Raw genomic sequence first — 15,429 nt, 5'->3', positions numbered from 1 at the left:
GATGCTTGAACTGGCCACAGATAAGGGTGTCTCGGTCGTTGAGCACAGCATAGGCGACAGCCCCTTGGCCATTCGGGGTCTGACTGTGTCCTACGGGCAGAAACCGGCTGTCTTTTCGGTGGACATGACCGTTCAGCCGGGGGCCATGACAGCCATTATCGGCCCGAACGGGGCCGGGAAATCGACCTTGCTGAAAGCGGCGCTTGGGATCGTGTCCCCTTTGTCGGGCCGGGTAACGGTGTTTGGCGAACCGCTTGAGGCGCAGCGTGCCCGGATCGCTTATGTGCCGCAGCGGGCCAGTGTCGATTGGGACTTTCCGACCCGCGTGATTGATGTGGTCCTGATGGGGCTGTCGCGGCAGCTGGGCCTGCTGGGCCGGGTCCGTGCGCGCCATAAGGCGGCGGCGATGGATTGCCTGAACCGCGTGGGCATGCGCGATTTTGCGGATCGCCAGATCGGGCAGCTTTCGGGCGGACAGCAACAGCGTGTGTTTCTGGCCCGTGCTCTGGCGCAGGATGCTGACCTGTACCTGCTGGACGAACCCTTTGCCGGGGTCGATGCGGCCACCGAAAAGGCCATCATCGCGGTGCTGAAATCGCTGAAAGAGGCGGGCAAGACCGTCGTGGTCGTGCATCACGATCTGGCCACCGTCACCGACTATTTCGATCATGTCTTCCTGATCAACACCCGTAAGGTTGCCGAAGGCCCGGTGGCCGAGGCGTTTACCGCCGAAACCCTGCAATCCGCCTATGGGGGCCGTCTGGCCACCGCGCAAATCGACCAGATTTCGCGCGCGCTGGGGTGACACATGCTCTGGGATGCTCTGAGTCTGCAGCTTGGCTATAACGCCACGCTGGTCGCTATCGGTGCAAGTTTGCTGGGCGTCTCGGCAGGTGTGACCGGGACTTTCCTGTTTCTGCGCAAACGTGCACTTGTCAGCGATGCGATCAGCCATGCGACCCTGCCGGGCGTCTGTCTGGCCTTCATGGTGCTGGTGGCGTTGGGCGGGGATGGGCGCAATCTGCTGGGTCTGCTGGCCGGATCTGCGGTCTCGGCCTGGATTGGCCTGCTGTGTATGAACTGGCTGACCCGCCACACGCGCCTGGCCGAGGACGCCGCGATTGGCGCGGTCCTGTCGGTGTTTTTCGGTTTTGGCATCGTCCTGCTGACGGTCGTTCAAACCATGGGCGTTGGCCGTCAGGCGGGGCTTGAGGGGTTCCTGCTGGGCTCGACCGCCGGGATGTTATGGGCGGATGCCTTGATCATCGCCATCGGCGGTGCGGCTACGCTGGTGCTGGTCCTGATCCTGCGCCGCCCCATGACATTGGTTGCCTTCGATCCCGAATACGCAGCGGCCCGAGGGCTGCCGGTGCATCGCATCGATCTTGCCATGATGGGCCTTGTTATGGCCGTGACTGTGGTTGGTCTGAAGATCGTCGGCCTGATCCTGATTGTCGCCTTGCTGATCATCCCTCCGGTCACTGCCCGGTTCTGGTCGGAACGGTCAGACCACGTGGTGATTTTGGCCGGTCTGGCAGGTGGATTGGCGGGCTATATTGGGGCCGCCCTGTCTGCAACCGCGCCAAACCTGCCGACCGGGCCGATCATCGTTCTGGTCAGTTTCGGCTTCTTCGTTCTGTCACTGTTCTTTGCGCCGGTGCGCGGTGTGTTGGCGGCTGTGCTGCGTCACCTGCGTTTCCAGCGCCGCGTTCACATCCGTCAGGGGTTGCTGGCCTTGGCGCAGGGTCAAAAGATCTACGAACCGCTGACCCTGCGCCTGCTGCGCCGCGCCGATCTGGTCCGCGCCGACGGGGTGGCGACCGAGGCCGGAAAGGCCCGCGCCGCCAAGGCCCTGCGTGACGAAAAACGGTGGGAGATCGTGCGCGCGGACCAAGCGCATGAGGCGACGGCGGCGCTCTATGACGGGTTGCGCGACATTGAAACCGTGCTGACCCGCGACCAGATCGCTGACATCGACCGCCGGATCGGCAACCCGCAGGAGGTTCCGGCATGAGCGGTGAGGAATTTGTCCCCCTGTCCCTGACGCCGCTGCTGATCGGTACCTTTGCGGCCATTGCCTGCGCGCTGCCCGGCAACTTTCTGGTGCTGCGCAAACAGGCCCTGATCGGGGATGCAATCAGCCATGTGGTCCTGCCCGGCATTGTCGTGGCCTTTCTGGTGACCGGAGCGATTTCGACCTGGCCCATGATGCTGGGCGCGGCGGGCGCGGCGATTGTGGCCGTGATCCTGATCGAGGCGATCCGGCGGCTGGGTCAGATCGAACCGGGGGCCGCCATGGGCGTGGTCTTTACCACCATGTTTGCAGCGGGCGTGCTGTTGTTGGAGCAGACCGACACTTCGACCGTGCATCTGGATGTGGAACATGCGCTTTACGGCAATCTGGAAAGCCTGATCTGGCTGGATGCAACCGGCTGGTCCTCGCTTTGGGATTGGCAGGCGCTGGCGGGCCTGCCGCCCGAACTGCCCCGGATCGCCATTGCTCTGCTGGGCGTTCTGCTGTTCACCTTCCTGTTCTGGCGTCCGCTGAAAATCTCGACCTTTGACGAAGGGTTCGCACGCACCATGGGCATCCGCACCAATGCGTTGGGTTTGGCCCTGGTGATCGTGGCGGCGATTGCAGCGGTCGCCGCGTTTGATGCGGTCGGGTCGATCATCGTGATCGCCATGTTCATCTGCCCGCCCGCAGCGGCCCGGATGATGACCAACCGGCTGGAAACCCAAATCGCGTGGAGCGTTGGTTTTGCGGTAATTTCAGCCGTGTCGGGTTATGTGTTGGCGGGCTACGGCCCGCTCTGGCTGGGTGCGGCGGATGCTGTCAGCGCCGCAGGCATGATCGCCACGATGTCCGGGTTGATCCTGGCCCTGACCGCAATCTTTGGTCCATGTCGGACGCGGGTCGGGGCGCACACGACTGCGTGAATTGGCGTTTTCCTGCCAGTGCTGTCCGCAGGTCATCGGCTGAACTCTGCCAAGACGGCCAAAGCGACAGTCTTAATAAGCCTTTTAGGCAAGCGCGTGTTAGATCGTGTTCATTGAAGGCTGAATACCTACCACTCACTTCGGCATGTCCGGGCAGTTGCGGTGCGAGGCCAGCGAATGCGCCCGCCGTCGATTGCCCGGACTTCCCCCTCTCTGAACGCTAATCCAAGCTGAATCACCGTTCAAACCGGTGGCAGAATCGCGTGCGGCTATGCTAGGTGTGGTGGTATGGCGCAATCAAACCCCAATATCAGCGACATTCGCCCTGTCATCCGGCAACTCGACGAAGCTGCGATCAATCGAATCGCGGCAGGCGAGGTGGTGGAGCGTCCGGCCTCGGCCGTGAAAGAGCTAGTCGAGAACGCAATCGATGCCGGGGCCACACGGGTTGCCATTGATATTGCCGATGGCGGCAAGACCCTGATCCGGGTCACCGATGATGGCTGCGGCATCGCGCCGGATGATCTGCCGCTGGCTTTGTCGCGGCATGCGACCTCGAAGATCGATGGGTCGGATTTGCTGAATATCCACACATTCGGGTTCCGGGGTGAGGCGCTGCCATCACTGGGCGCCGTGGGTCGGTTGACGATCACCAGCCGGGTGCCTGGGGCCGAGGCTGCGCAAATCCATGTTGCGGGCGGCAAGGCTGAGGCGGTCAAACCCGCCGCTCTGCGCGCAGGAACCGTTGTCGAACTGCGCGATCTGTTCTTCGCCACGCCCGCCCGGTTGAAGTTCATGCGCACCGACCGGGCCGAGGCGCAGGCGATCACCGATACCGTCAAACGTCTGGCCATGGCCGAACCGGCTGTGACCTTCACCCTGCGCGATGTCTCGGGCGGGGGCGAGGGGCGGGTGACCTTCCGCGCCGACCGCGAGAATGGCGATCTGTTCGACGCGCTGCACGCCCGTCTGGCCCGCGTTATTGGCCGCGAGTTCGCCGAAAACGCCCTGCGGATCGACGCCACGCGCGAGGGTATCCGTCTGTACGGTTATGCCGCGCTGCCCACCTATTCGCGCGGTGCGGCGGTGGCGCAGTATCTGTTCGTCAATGGCCGCCCCGTCCGTGACAAGATGCTGACCGGCGCTCTGCGTGCGGCCTATTTCGATTTCCTTAGCCGTGACCGTCACCCGGCGGCGGCGCTGTTCATCGACTGTGATCCGACACTTGTGGATGTGAACGTGCACCCTGCCAAATCCGAGGTCCGGTTCCGCGACCCCGGTGTGGCGCGGGGGCTGATCGTGTCCGCCCTGCGGCACGCCCTGGCCGAGGCCGGTCATCGCGCGTCCTCGACCGTGGCCAACGCGACCTTGGGGGCGATGCGTCCGGAACCGGCGCAACCTGCGCCCGCGCGGGTTTATCAGATGGACCGGTCTTCTCCTGCAGCACGGCAGGCCGCGTACCGCGCGCAGTCTCCGGGTTTTGCTGAACTGGCCAATGATTACAGCGGCAGCATTGTCGAACCGAGTCCGGCCGCGCCGGTCGCCGAAGAGCCACCGGCGCAGGACCTGCCTTTGGGCGCGGCACGAGGACAAGTACATGAGAACTACATAATCGCCCAGACCGCCGATGGCATGGTGATCGTCGACCAGCACGCAGCGCATGAGCGGCTGGTCTATGAGAAGCTGAAAACCCAGATGGCCGAAAACGGCGTCGCGGCGCAGGTGCTGCTGATCCCGGATATCGTGGAACTGTCCGAGGGCGATTGCGCCCGCCTGATGGCTGTGGCTGATGACCTGTCGAGGCTTGGCCTGACATTGGAACCCTTCGGCGGCGGGGCCATTGCCGTGCGCGAAACTCCGGCCATTTTGGGTGAGGTCGATGCCCGCGCGATGATACTGGATATCCTTGATGAACTGTCCGATCAGGGCGAAAGCCAGATGGTGCAGGCGCGGATCGAGGCGATCCTCAGCCGGGTGGCCTGTCATGGCTCGATCCGCTCGGGTCGCCGGATGCGCGCCGAGGAAATGAACGCCCTGCTGCGCGAGATGGAGGCGACGCCCCATTCCGGCCAGTGCAACCACGGGCGACCGACCTATGTGGAACTGAAACTCAGCGATATCGAACGGCTGTTCGGGCGCAGTTGATCCGGTGCTGCGAACGCGTTAAGAAGATCGAAACAAAACGAGAACATATTGAGCGACATGATCGAGATTGCAGGCACCCAATACGCGCTGAATGACCCCGTGGTCCTGACTGTTGGGGGCGTGGTGGCGCTGATTCTGCTTCTGTTGTTCCTGTCGTTGCGGGCGGCCAACCGCTCGGCCCGGATGACGGAACCGCTGGCGCGGCAGATGGCGCATCTGGGCCAGCATGTGCAGCAGTTGGGGCAGGGGCAGGAACAGTTGCGCGGCGGGTTGCAGCATGTCTCGGACACGCAGGCCAACGCGCAGGTGCAGGTGATCCAGACAGTCGAATCGCGCCTGTCCTCGGTGCAGCAGCAGATGAATGACCGGCTGGCCGATAACGCGATGAAATCAGCGCGCGCGCTGGCCGAGATGCAGGAGCGGATGAAGGAATCGCTGCACGGCTCATCGAAACAGACCGCAACATCCCTGACACAGTTGCAGGAACGTCTGGCCGCCATCGACAAGGCGCAGGACAATATCACCAAACTGTCGGGCGATGTGCTGTCGCTGCAAGATATTCTGTCGAACAAACAGACGCGCGGGGCGTTTGGTGAGATTCAGTTGAACGACATCGTCTCCAAGGCGCTACCCTCGGACAGTTTTCAGTTGCAGGCGACGCTGTCGAACGGACGGCGCGCCGATTGTCTGATCAACCTGCCGAACCCGCCGGGGCCGATTGTGATCGACAGTAAATTCCCGCTCGAGGCATATGAGGCGCTGATCGCGTCCACCAACGACGCCGAGTTGAAAGCGGCGGTGCAGATGTTCCGCAGCACGGTGCGCAAGCATATCAACGATATCTCCGAGAAATACATTCTGGACGGCGAAACCGCCGACGGCGCGCTGATGTTCCTGCCGTCCGAGGCGGTCTATGCCGAGTTGCACGCCAAATTCCCGGAACTGGTGCAGGAGAGTTTTTCGAAACGAGTCTGGATCGTCTCGCCCACCACCTGCATGGCGACACTGAACACCATGCGCGCGATCCTCAAAGACGCAAGGATGCGGGAACAGGCAGGGGCAATCCGCAAGGAACTGGGCCTGCTGCACAAGGATGTGGAACGTCTGGGCGACCGGGTATCCAATCTGGACCGGCATTTCGGACAGGCGGCCAAGGATATCTCGGAAATTAAGATCAGCGCGGAAAAGGCGGGCCGCAGGGCGCAGCGGCTGGACAATTTCGATTTCGAGGAACTGGCCCCCGACGATCACACAAACGTGGTTCCGTTGGGCAAGACCGAAGGCTAGGGCCTATTGGATCGACAGGTCCAGATTGTACCCAACCGTCTTTCCCGAGTCGCGGTCGTTGCCCATCAGATAGACACGGATTGTATAGTCTCCATCTGCGGGCAGGGTGATCCGGGCGGTGTTGCCCTCAATTGACCCGTTGTAGATCGCCACGCCATCGCTGCCGGGTGGCAGGATGTTGAAATAAATCACTCCATTTCCATTGGTGTCGCTGACTTGAAGTTCGGCGAACATCTCTTGCCCGGCCTGCGCATCCAGCGAATAGTCGAAATACTCATCGCCAGTGACAGTCCCGCTGACCATCGTGCCGAAATTGCCCGGCTCGAACTGCACCTCGGCCTTCATCTGGGCCGAGGCGATGGGGGCAACACAAACAAACGCCAATGTCATCAGGATTCTTGGGATCACATTCCTACCCCTTACGTCGCGTGTTCTCGCGGGCGCGAAATCGGTGGCTCAGATACGCAGGAAGGGCTGAAGCAAACGCGGCACCAGTTTGGTGAATTTCAGCGGCGCATCTGTCACGGCCAGACAGATGCAATCCTCTGTCATATCCGCCACCGGCGTGTGTTCCAGTTCCTCATCCGCGATCTCGACATCGCCGCGAGCAAAGCGATCCACTTCGTCCGAAAAAGCGCCTTGCAGAACCATGGTCAGTTCGGTGCCGTTATGCCCGTGATCCGGCACGGCCACACCCGCCGGAATGAACAACAGCCGCGCGGTCGCCTCGTTTGTGGTCGGCAGGATCGCCTGTTTGACACCCATGGCAATGGGCTTCCACTTGATGTCGTCCACAGTTCCGCCGACATAGTCTTGCAGAGGGGTCGGCAGGACGGCGCAGCCCGGACGGGCGGGCTTGGGGGTCGGCGCGCCTTGGGCGATCAGGGCCATTGTGGCAGCCAGAGACGTATCGCTCATGCTCATTGCATCGGATTGCTCTTCCAGAACATGCCCACCCACAGCGTCAAAGCTCTCGGCCCGTGCGCGGCAATGGTCGCACAGCGACAGATGCGTCGCGACCATCAGGTCGAACGCTTCGGGCAGAGAGCCGGCGGCATAAGCCATCAGCAGATCGTCCGTCAGGTGATGTTTGATCGGGTTGCTCATCTTACTCATCTCAGTTCATCGCGTGGCGCAAGCGGTCCAGCGCCAGCCGTATCCGTGATTTGATCGTGCCCAGCGGCAATCCGGTCTCAGATGCAATCTCTCGATGGCTCAGGTCTCCGAAATACGCCTTCTCGATCAGCTGTCTCTGCGCCTCTGGCAACGCCGACAGGGCATTGCGCAGTTGCGCGGTTTCCTGTTGCAGCGCAATGACATCGTCCTGATCCGGCTCGGCCTCGGGTCCCCATCCTAGCTCTTCGGGTTCGGGGCGGCGTTGCTTGCGCAGCACGTCAATGCGTTTGTTCCGAGCGATGGTGAACACCCAGGTGGCCACCGTTGCCCGTGCCGGATCGAACAGATGGGCCTTGTGCCACAAGGTCGCCATCACCTCTTGCGCGCATTCTTCAGCCATCGCGGCGTCTGATCCTGATTTCATCAGGAACGCCTTGATGCGTGGAGCGAAGTGCTGGAACAGCTCGGCAAAAGCCGCCTGATCCTGCGCGTCCCGGATGCGCCGGACATGGTCCACCCACTCGGTTCTGGTGTCGCAACTGGCTTTCGTTCCGTTCACCTGTCTACCCTTGAAGCGTTTCTTTGCGCGCCAAGGCTGAGGGGCGGCCCGTTCGGCCGCGGGTTCGTCCAAGGTCACGGTATTGATCTCGGTAAACATAACCACATTACGGTGGGTGGCCCAAGACGGATCACTTTCGCGCGACAAAATAATCCAATCTGCGCTAGGTTTCGTATTGGATACAAACGGTGTTCGCGGAAAAGAGCGCCATTTGAACAGTTTACAGGCACAGCGGATACGCGGCGAAATGAAGAAAATCGATCATATCGCAGGTCACACCTATCACGGACGCAAAGGCGCGATACGGAATGCGTTTCGCTATTCGGTCGACTATATCCTGCTGGACCCCGAGGCCGACCCCGAGACACCTTTCCTGTTCTCGATCGACCGGGCAAACGTTACCAACTGGCGCGGCACCGATCATGGCGGAGAACCGGGGCAGGGTGTCGGCGCACAATGGCTGCGGGCGCGGTTCGATGACATGGATGTGCCGCCGCCCGCGCAGATCATGTTGCTGACGCAGCCCCGCGTGCTGGGCCATGTGTTCAACCCGGTCAGCTTCTGGTTCTGCTTCGACAGCAAGGATCAGCTATACGCCGTGGTGGCCGAGGTCACGAACACCTATGGCACCCGCCACAGCTATGTCTGCCACAAGCCGGATTTCGTGCCGATCGACCCGTCGGATCGGGTGGTTGCGGACAAGCTGATGCATGTTTCGCCGTTTCAGGTCGTCGAAGGAAGGTACACGTTCCGCTTTGACTATCGGCCCGAGCGGGTTGGGGTCTGGATCGATTACGGACGAAAGGGCGGTGGCCTGATCGCCACGTTGACCGGACCACGCCAACCGCTAACCAACCGCACGATCCTTTGGTCGCTGCTGCGCCGCCCGTTTGGGGCGCGGCGGACATTCACGCTGATCGTCTGGCAGGCGATGAAGCTGTGGCTGAAAAAGGCGCGCTTCCGCCCGTTTCGCACCGCGCCGGTGCCCGATCACCCGGTATCGCGGGTCCGGCGCTAGCGCGGGCCTTGTTTGCGTAAGATCAAAGACTCGGGCGTGGCGAACAGGTCAGATGGCCGTGAACCGCGAACACGAGGAGCTGAAGACATGCTGGAAATTTCGGCAAGAAAAGTCGCCCAGGTGGCCATGATGGGCCGCGAGCTGGAACGGGCAGAGGGCGAATTGCGCGCCTTTGTCGACCGCATGAGCGAGGACGAACAGGCCGAACTGGTGGCCATCATGTGGATCGGCCGCGAGAGCTTTTTCGCCGAAGATCTTGCCGAAGCCATCGCAACGGCCAAATCCGAAGCCTCGACCCCCTGTGCGGATTACCTGATCGGCACGCCGCACCTGTCGGATCACCTGGAGAACGGGCTGGATGCGCTGGGGATTTCGGCTGAGGATGTTGAGAATGATCTGATGTAGCCTCGGCCAGCGCCCTGGTTTGATACGGTGCGATCCCCCATCTCAAAAAGTTAACGAACATTAACGAGGCCGCGTAGCTTCGTTAATGACCCGCTCCTTTATTTGAACTCAGACGGCCTGAAACCCCGAGTTCAAGGAGGAGAGAGAAATGGAACTTTTGCACACCGCCAGACCGCAGAACAGCCTGCTTGCTTCCCTGATGTCCACCTACGCAGACGCCCGCATCGAACTCAACCGGCGTCGGACATATGCACAAGCCACCCGCGTATTGGAAAACCTGAGCGACCGTCAATTGCAGGACATTGGCGTCCCTCGCAGTCAGATCAACCAGATTGCATATGACAATACCTACAACGGCCCGCGCCTCCGCAGATGAAGGCGCAACGGAACACCATTGGTTTTGGAACATGTCGGGAGGTTGAAAGATGTTTGACGGAAACCCTGTGAGTGAAATGACGCCTGCGGCAAGCGCCTTATTACTGTTTGATCGTGCAATGAAGATACGCGCGATCAGTGCCGATATTGTGTGTGCGGCTCAGGAGTTGAACCGGATGTCAGATCACGAGCTGTCGGAGCTTGGCATAAACCGAAGTGATGTCGAGGACACAATCCAGCGCTACATTTGAAGGGGTCGTCTGACGCGACCACGTCAAGAGCTTGCGTTGTCTTTGGTGACCGCTGAAATCAAATAGCCATTCCAGTCGAAACGGAATGGCTATTTGGTGTTTCGGGTGTCGTGACCAGCCTTAGGCCAGATGATCCACAACTTGCAGATGCTGCGCCAGCGTATCGATCTCAGCCATCCAATCCTGTACCAGTTTCGGATCGCTGGGGGCCGCGTGCACGCCTGCGGGTATGGCGCGGTCCAGGACGGCCTCGATGGCCAGTGAGACCGGGATCGACACCAGCCGCGCCATGGCGGTGCCGCGTTGGTCACCCCAGGCGTCCATGACGTAGGTTTTGTGCCAGACCGGAATGCCGTCTTTCTCGGCCTTCAGGGCGACGCAGAGGACCACGCGGTCGGGCTCGCCCTCGTCATAGGCGTTTTCGGTCCAGAACTGGTCCGACATCTCTTTCAGGCGGGCGTCGCCTTGCGCTCCCGAGAGGGTCTCGATTTCCGTGAACACATCCGCCCACGCATCCGCCCAGCCGTTCAGGCGCAGGGTGCCGCGGACGAATTCCTTGACCGGCCAGTGATCCTCGAAATGGTACTGCGCCATGAAGGGGATCGAGTCGCGGTTCGGGTAGACCTCAAAGCTTTCCGGGGTGGGCAGGGGGGCGATGTAGCTGCTGATCGCGTCCCATGGGCGGACGACGTCCAGCGGGGCGTAGTCGCGGATCGATTTCGAAGGTGAGCGCAGGGCTTTCAGCACACCCAGCGGCGACCAGCTGAACTTGTAGCGGAACGGGTTGGGGTGCTTGGGGATGCCACCGCAATACGAGATAAAGCTCAGGTGGTTTTCCGCATCAAACGCGTCCGAGGCGCGGTAGTCGTCGATCAGCGCGTGCGCCATCAGGTGGTCGATGCCGGGGTCCAGCCCGACCTCGTTGACCAGCGCCACACCGGCCTCGCGGGCCTTGTCGTCCAGCGCGCGCATCTCGGGCGCGATGTAGGACGACGAGACGAAGTTGGCCTGTTTCGAAATCGCCAGTTCCGCCAGAGGCACGTGCCAGTCGCCCGGCAGCATCGAAACGATCACGTCGCCTTTTGCCAGAACCGCGCCCAAGGCGTCGATGTCAAAGGCGCGGATGTCGTCGGTCAGGTCTCCGACCTCGGCCTGGGCTTTTTCGACGGTCCGGTTCCAGACGGTGACCTTGTGCCCGCCTTCGATCAGGCGGCGCAGGCCGGGGATGGCCGACAGGCCGGTGCCACACCAGTGAATGGTCATCGTTCAGATCCCTTCGATATGGGTTTTGTAGGTTGCTTCTGCCCGGCCCCAGACGCCGCTGTCCAGATCGGTCAGCGTCAGCAGAGAGGGCAGCAGTTGCGCGGCGTAGTCTTGCGAGCTTTCGACCGGCAGCATCGATGGCAGGTTGTCGATGGCCATCACGTCCATCACCGGGTCTGTGGCCACGCGCAGGGCGGGGGCGTCCCATGTGGTGGCGCGGTCGTACACGGGCACCGGGTTGTAATCGCTGTCCGGGTCGCAGGCGACGTCGCCGATAGCGGTCAGATTACGCGGGGCGGTCAAGGCCTCTTGCGGGACAAAGGCGGGTGTGCCGGGGCGGGCGAAGATGCAGTTCAGGAACAGGTCGTGGTTCAGAATTTCGGGGAACGGCCCGCCGCTGGCGGTCTCGGCCATGTCCCATTTGGTGACGGAAACACCCATCGCCTCGCACAGATCCGCCGCCCCGGTGCCGACACGGCCAAGGGCACCGATGACGATGGCGCGGGGGCGGTTTGCGCCCGTGGCGTCCAGTTCCGCCAGCAGTTCGGCATTCAGCGCATCTTTGCCGGGATAGACGCCAACCGGTGGGCATTGCTGTCCGCGTTGCTGCGCGGCCCATGTTTTCAGCGTGACGGCAGCCCCGGCATAGCCCGCCCAGTAGCCAAAAGCGGCGACCCGGCGGCCATCCTCATCCACCAAATATTCCAGATCATACAGCGTGCCGCCGCCAGCCTTGAACCGTTCCAGCAATGCGCGGCCCGAATGCTGGCCCTTATACGCATGGCCGAACATGATGTGGCGATGGGGCAGGGGGGTGCCGTCCTCGGGCAGTTCTTTGAGGCCGAAGATGATCGCATCTAGCGGCGCTTCGGGCCAGGAATTTTCAGCAGCGATCTCGCAACCGGCGGCCTTGTAGCCATCAATCGCAATGGCGCGAACCGAACTTTCCTCGACCGTCACGTGGATACCAGCCGCGATCAGGGCGGCGGCCCCGTCGGGGGTCAGCCCCACCCGTTCCTCGTTCGGGCGCTGTTCTGCCCGGACCCAGAGATGTGTCATGCGTTGTCCTTTTGTCAGAGCATTCCGGCGGCCCGCACCGCCTGTACCGATGCGCGCGCCTCCATCGCCTCGCGGAAGGCCAGAATCTTGGGAAAGGCCGAGACGTCAACGCCGTCGCCCTCAAGCCAGCTGCAAACGACATACAGATACGCATCCGCCAGCGAGAACTGATCGCCCAGCACAAACGGCCCGCGCAGCCCGTTCGACGAGATATAGTCGCAGGACGCGGTCATCGTCTGCGGGACCTTGTCCTTCATGTCTTTCCAGCTGGATTTCCTGTCAGCCCAGCGAGGCCCGCGAATTTTGTGGGCGTGGTTCACATGCATGGTTGAGGCGAGGTAATACATCACCTCGCGCATTCGCGCCGCCATAACCGGATCATTCGGCACCAGCCCCGCCTTGGGGGCAACGGCTGCGATATAGTCCAGCAACGCGCCGGTTTCGGTCAGGATACCACCATCGACCACCAGCGCCGGCACCCGACCCTTGGGGTTGAGCTGCTTGTAAGCGGGTTTCGTCTGCTCCCCCTCGGCGAAGTCCAGCCTGATGGCCTCATAGTCCAGCCCCGCCTCTTCCAGCGCGATGGCAACAGCGACCGAGATGGTGCGGGGGGCATAATAAAGCTGCATCGGGGCCTCCTTACAGATGGGTTTGCGCGAACTGCCGGTCGGGGGCCTCCAGATGCGGGACGGCGTTGAACAGGACCGGGCTGAGATGCGCGCCAATCGGGTGCAGACGATGCATCGACGTGTTCATGATGGCAAGGGCCACTCGTGCCATGGATGGTATGTCCAGCCCCATCGCCTGCCGCACCACCATCGAGATCAACCCGCCCGAGGTGACAACGATGGCTGGCCCTCCCTCGGTTCCGATGTCGCGCAGGGCATCGCGAACGCGGGTTTCGAACTGGTCGAAAGTTTCCGGCGCGTTCTCGATGTCACCCTTGGCCCAGGCGGCGAAGGTCTTGGGCAGGTGCTCGACAAAGCCTTCGCGATCCGTGGGGACCGCAACGCCGTGCTGCTCCTCGAACAGTTGGGCAATCGTGAAATACTCGATCTCGTTCAACCGCGCGTCTCGGATCGGATCATTCAGCCCCATGCTGGAGGCGGTTTCGGCGTGGCGGGTCAGGGTGCCGCAATAGACGCGCGTATAATGGCTGCGCGTGTCCCGCAGATGCGCACCCAGCCAGCGGGCCTGTTGATGCCCCAGATCGCTGAGCTTGTCATAGTTCTTCTCGTCCCGCGCCGCCGTGTTGGCCTGCCCGTGACGCACCAAAGTGATATGTGACATGTCGGTCCCTCTTACGCAGACGTCTTAGGGCACGTTCCATGCAGGGACCAGAGGGGTTTCGCGCCCGCCCGAAAAAATCCTCGCTGCGGGGTCATTTGTGGCTATGTTCGGCGCGGATAGCGTAGGAGGGGGTCAATGCCAGTCGATCACAAACGGTTCTTGTCCGATCTGCACATGCTGCGCACATTCGGCGCGTCTGGTGTTGGCAAGGGGGTGGTCCGTCCCGCCTATTCACAGGCCGATATCGCTGCGCGGAAATGGCTGGCCAGGCGCATGGCCGAGGCTGGCCTGACACCGCATTTCGACCCGGTCGGGAACTTGTTCGGGTTGGCAGACGGTCCGTCTTTGCTGATGGGGTCGCATTCCGACAGCCAGCCCGAAGGCGGTTGGCTGGACGGCGCGCTGGGCGTCATCGCTGCGCTTGAAGTGGCGCGATCCAGCGACCGCCCAATCTCGGTCGTGAGTTTTCAGGATGAAGAGGGGCGCTTTGGCGTCACCACCGGGTCCGCGGTCTGGTCCGGCGGGTTGCCGCTGGAGAAGGCGGATGCGTTGACCGACGGTTCCGGTGTCCGATTTGCTGAGGCGCGATCGGGTATGGCCGACCTTTCACAAGGCTTTGTGGACCCTTCCCGGTTCAGCGGGTTCATCGAGATGCATATCGAACAGGGCCCTGCGCTTGACGCCTCAGATCAGCAGATCGGCGTTGTCACGGATATTGTCGGCATTCGCGATATGTCGATCACGTTCGAGGGTCAGCAGAACCATGCGGGCACCACACCCATGCATCTGCGGCGTGATGCGTTTCAGGCCCTCTCCCTGTTCAATGCGCGCCTGAATGATCGGTTTCAGAATGTGGTAACGCCGCAAACCGTCTGGACCATCGGGCGCGTGGATCTTCATCCCAATGCCTCCTCCATCGTGCCGGGGCGGGTGCGATTCTCGACGCAATGGCGCGATGGCGATGCAGATCGTCTGGTCCGCATGGAAGATATCGTCCGGGAAACTGCCGAAAGCGTGGCCGTGGAACTGGGGATGGTGCTGCATTTCGGCACGATGCTGGGGCTCGAGCCTGTTGCCATGGATAAGACGCTGCGCAGTGCGTTAGAGCGGGGTGCCGAGCAGGTCGCGCCGGGCAATTGGCAACAGATGCCTTCGGGGGCCTTGCACGATGCCACCAACGTGTCACGCCTGATGCCGGTTGCGATGCTGTTTGTGCCCTCGATCAACGGAATCAGCCATGATTTTGCCGAAGACACGGCTGAGAGTGACCTGATCGCCGGTCTCCGGGTGCTGGAACATGCCGTCGCCGAATTGAACGGTCAGAATTGACACTTGGTTGCCAATTCACTGATATATGGTGGAAAATTCTAAGCTATGTCATACAGGTTTGGCCTCCGCTGCGGATCTTCACGAAGCTGTGCCACCGTGATCGTTTTGCGAGTGTTGCGTAACGGAAAAAAGTTTCCTATAGGAACATCAGGGATGCATGCACCCGTATACTGGCCGGTCCGGTGGCGGCTCTGGCCGGAAATCCTGGGCTGAATCGTTGCAAAAAATGCAACTTTGGTCAGACTGGCGGATATGCGTTCTGACAAATTGAACCACAGAAGGTTTTCGCCATGACCTCACCGAAACGCACGCCCTTGTACGCCTTGCACGTTGAGTTGGGAGGTAAGCTGGTTGATTTTGCGGGCTGGGAGATGCCTGTCCAGTATCCGCTG

At 61.6% G+C, this 15,429-nt stretch carries 17 protein-coding genes; 10 read left to right on the top strand and 7 right to left on the bottom strand.

What is annotated here, in order from left to right; all coding sequences use genetic code 11:
* The first annotated feature begins 1 nt into the window (after position 1).
* The 5 genes from ACR0KX_RS10535 to ACR0KX_RS10515 all read left to right on the top strand — a co-directional run bounded on the left by ACR0KX_RS10535 (position 2) and on the right by ACR0KX_RS10515 (position 6,372).
* The gene (locus tag ACR0KX_RS10535) at positions 2-805 is read left to right on the top strand and encodes a metal ABC transporter ATP-binding protein (RefSeq protein ID WP_170623189.1); all 804 of its coding nucleotides are present in this window, start codon (positions 2-4) and stop codon (positions 803-805) included.
* Between the two features lie 3 nt (positions 806-808).
* Positions 809-2,014 carry a metal ABC transporter permease gene (locus ACR0KX_RS10530; protein WP_170623187.1) on the top strand — a complete coding sequence of 402 codons (1,206 nt, stop codon included), beginning with the start codon at positions 809-811 and terminating at the stop codon, positions 2,012-2,014.
* Positions 2,011-2,940 carry a metal ABC transporter permease gene (locus ACR0KX_RS10525; protein ID WP_170623185.1) on the top strand — a complete coding sequence of 310 codons (930 nt, stop codon included), beginning with the start codon at positions 2,011-2,013 and terminating at the stop codon, positions 2,938-2,940. Before ACR0KX_RS10530 ends, ACR0KX_RS10525 begins: the two co-directional genes overlap by 4 nt.
* A gap of 288 nt (positions 2,941-3,228) precedes the next feature.
* Positions 3,229-5,085, top strand: coding sequence for a DNA mismatch repair endonuclease MutL (gene mutL, locus ACR0KX_RS10520; protein ID WP_480708402.1), 1,857 nt, complete (start codon positions 3,229-3,231; stop codon positions 5,083-5,085).
* 57 nt (positions 5,086-5,142) lie between these two features.
* Positions 5,143-6,372 (top strand): DNA recombination protein RmuC, encoded by a 1,230-nt coding sequence (locus tag ACR0KX_RS10515; RefSeq protein WP_170623609.1) that lies wholly within the window; start codon positions 5,143-5,145, stop codon positions 6,370-6,372.
* Positions 6,373-6,375: 3 nt separating this feature from the next.
* Here ACR0KX_RS10515 and ACR0KX_RS10510 read toward each other — a convergent pair whose 3' ends face one another.
* The 3 genes from ACR0KX_RS10510 to ACR0KX_RS10500 all read right to left on the bottom strand — a co-directional run bounded on the left by ACR0KX_RS10510 (position 6,376) and on the right by ACR0KX_RS10500 (position 8,047).
* Positions 6,376-6,762, bottom strand: coding sequence for a hypothetical protein (locus tag ACR0KX_RS10510; protein ID WP_170623181.1), 387 nt, complete (start codon positions 6,760-6,762; stop codon positions 6,376-6,378).
* Positions 6,763-6,828: 66 nt separating this feature from the next.
* On the bottom strand, positions 6,829-7,479 hold the full coding sequence (locus tag ACR0KX_RS10505) for a ChrR family anti-sigma-E factor (RefSeq protein ID WP_170623180.1): 651 nt from the start codon (positions 7,477-7,479) through the stop codon (positions 6,829-6,831).
* A 10-nt stretch (positions 7,480-7,489) separates the two neighbouring features.
* Positions 7,490-8,047, bottom strand: coding sequence for a sigma-70 family RNA polymerase sigma factor (locus ACR0KX_RS10500; protein ID WP_480626599.1), 558 nt, complete (start codon positions 8,045-8,047; stop codon positions 7,490-7,492).
* A gap of 247 nt (positions 8,048-8,294) precedes the next feature.
* Between ACR0KX_RS10500 and ACR0KX_RS10495 the strand changes: the two genes are divergently transcribed.
* From ACR0KX_RS10495 to ACR0KX_RS10480, 4 genes are all read left to right on the top strand, one after another.
* Entirely contained in the window at positions 8,295-9,065 is a 771-nt protein-coding gene (locus tag ACR0KX_RS10495) for a DUF1365 domain-containing protein (RefSeq protein WP_170623178.1), read from the top strand.
* Positions 9,066-9,152: 87 nt separating this feature from the next.
* Entirely contained in the window at positions 9,153-9,470 is a 318-nt protein-coding gene (locus tag ACR0KX_RS10490; RefSeq protein ID WP_170521355.1) for a DUF3775 domain-containing protein, read from the top strand.
* Positions 9,471-9,618: 148 nt separating this feature from the next.
* Positions 9,619-9,846: a YjiS-like domain-containing protein gene (locus ACR0KX_RS10485; RefSeq protein WP_170521357.1), complete on the top strand. Its 228-nt coding sequence runs from the start codon at positions 9,619-9,621 to the stop codon at positions 9,844-9,846.
* Between the two features lie 49 nt (positions 9,847-9,895).
* The gene (locus ACR0KX_RS10480) at positions 9,896-10,096 is read left to right on the top strand and encodes a YjiS-like domain-containing protein (RefSeq protein ID WP_170453662.1); all 201 of its coding nucleotides are present in this window, start codon (positions 9,896-9,898) and stop codon (positions 10,094-10,096) included.
* A gap of 120 nt (positions 10,097-10,216) precedes the next feature.
* Here the strand turns inward: ACR0KX_RS10480 and ACR0KX_RS10475 are convergent, their stop codons facing one another.
* Genes ACR0KX_RS10475 through ACR0KX_RS10460 form a run of 4 tightly spaced genes read right to left on the bottom strand, consistent with a single transcriptional unit; the run spans position 10,217 to position 13,708 of the window.
* Entirely contained in the window at positions 10,217-11,359 is a 1,143-nt protein-coding gene (locus ACR0KX_RS10475) for a saccharopine dehydrogenase C-terminal domain-containing protein (protein ID WP_170623177.1), read from the bottom strand.
* A gap of 3 nt (positions 11,360-11,362) precedes the next feature.
* Entirely contained in the window at positions 11,363-12,418 is a 1,056-nt protein-coding gene (locus tag ACR0KX_RS10470) for a saccharopine dehydrogenase (protein WP_170453664.1), read from the bottom strand.
* A gap of 14 nt (positions 12,419-12,432) precedes the next feature.
* On the bottom strand, positions 12,433-13,047 hold the full coding sequence (locus tag ACR0KX_RS10465; protein WP_480708401.1) for a glutathione S-transferase family protein: 615 nt from the start codon (positions 13,045-13,047) through the stop codon (positions 12,433-12,435).
* 10 nt (positions 13,048-13,057) lie between these two features.
* Positions 13,058-13,708: a histidine phosphatase family protein gene (locus ACR0KX_RS10460; protein WP_170453666.1), complete on the bottom strand. Its 651-nt coding sequence runs from the start codon at positions 13,706-13,708 to the stop codon at positions 13,058-13,060.
* 135 nt (positions 13,709-13,843) lie between these two features.
* Between ACR0KX_RS10460 and ACR0KX_RS10455 the strand changes: the two genes are divergently transcribed.
* Entirely contained in the window at positions 13,844-15,037 is a 1,194-nt protein-coding gene (locus ACR0KX_RS10455; RefSeq protein ID WP_170623173.1) for a Zn-dependent hydrolase, read from the top strand.
* Positions 15,038-15,429 lie beyond the last annotated feature (392 nt).

The sequence above is a fragment of the Ruegeria sp. BG5 genome (assembly GCF_056538425.1).
The sequence above is the reverse complement of the archived record's forward strand: the minus strand, read 5'-3'. Positions and strand labels throughout refer to the sequence as shown.

Excerpts from the sequence above, each read along its gene's own strand:
- ACR0KX_RS10480 (WP_170453662.1), top strand. The coding sequence starts at position 9,896 with ATGTTTGACGGAAACCCTGTGAGTGAAATGACGCCTGCGGCAAGCGCC.
- ACR0KX_RS10525 (WP_170623185.1), top strand. The coding sequence starts at position 2,011 with ATGAGCGGTGAGGAATTTGTCCCCCTGTCCCTGACGCCGCTGCTGATC.
- ACR0KX_RS10505 (WP_170623180.1), bottom strand. The coding sequence starts at position 7,479 with ATGAGCAACCCGATCAAACATCACCTGACGGACGATCTGCTGATGGCT.
- ACR0KX_RS10510 (WP_170623181.1), bottom strand. The coding sequence starts at position 6,762 with ATGACATTGGCGTTTGTTTGTGTTGCCCCCATCGCCTCGGCCCAGATG.
- ACR0KX_RS10495 (WP_170623178.1), top strand. The coding sequence starts at position 8,295 with ATGAAGAAAATCGATCATATCGCAGGTCACACCTATCACGGACGCAAA.
- ACR0KX_RS10470 (WP_170453664.1), bottom strand. The coding sequence starts at position 12,418 with ATGACACATCTCTGGGTCCGGGCAGAACAGCGCCCGAACGAGGAACGG.
- ACR0KX_RS10465 (WP_480708401.1), bottom strand. The coding sequence starts at position 13,047 with ATGCAGCTTTATTATGCCCCCCGCACCATCTCGGTCGCTGTTGCCATC.
- ACR0KX_RS10460 (WP_170453666.1), bottom strand. The coding sequence starts at position 13,708 with ATGTCACATATCACTTTGGTGCGTCACGGGCAGGCCAACACGGCGGCG.
- ACR0KX_RS10535 (WP_170623189.1), top strand. The coding sequence starts at position 2 with ATGCTTGAACTGGCCACAGATAAGGGTGTCTCGGTCGTTGAGCACAGC.
- ACR0KX_RS10475 (WP_170623177.1), bottom strand. The coding sequence starts at position 11,359 with ATGACCATTCACTGGTGTGGCACCGGCCTGTCGGCCATCCCCGGCCTG.
- ACR0KX_RS10485 (WP_170521357.1), top strand. The coding sequence starts at position 9,619 with ATGGAACTTTTGCACACCGCCAGACCGCAGAACAGCCTGCTTGCTTCC.
- ACR0KX_RS10455 (WP_170623173.1), top strand. The coding sequence starts at position 13,844 with ATGCCAGTCGATCACAAACGGTTCTTGTCCGATCTGCACATGCTGCGC.
- mutL (WP_480708402.1), top strand. The coding sequence starts at position 3,229 with ATGGCGCAATCAAACCCCAATATCAGCGACATTCGCCCTGTCATCCGG.
- ACR0KX_RS10490 (WP_170521355.1), top strand. The coding sequence starts at position 9,153 with ATGCTGGAAATTTCGGCAAGAAAAGTCGCCCAGGTGGCCATGATGGGC.
- ACR0KX_RS10515 (WP_170623609.1), top strand. The coding sequence starts at position 5,143 with ATGATCGAGATTGCAGGCACCCAATACGCGCTGAATGACCCCGTGGTC.
- ACR0KX_RS10530 (WP_170623187.1), top strand. The coding sequence starts at position 809 with ATGCTCTGGGATGCTCTGAGTCTGCAGCTTGGCTATAACGCCACGCTG.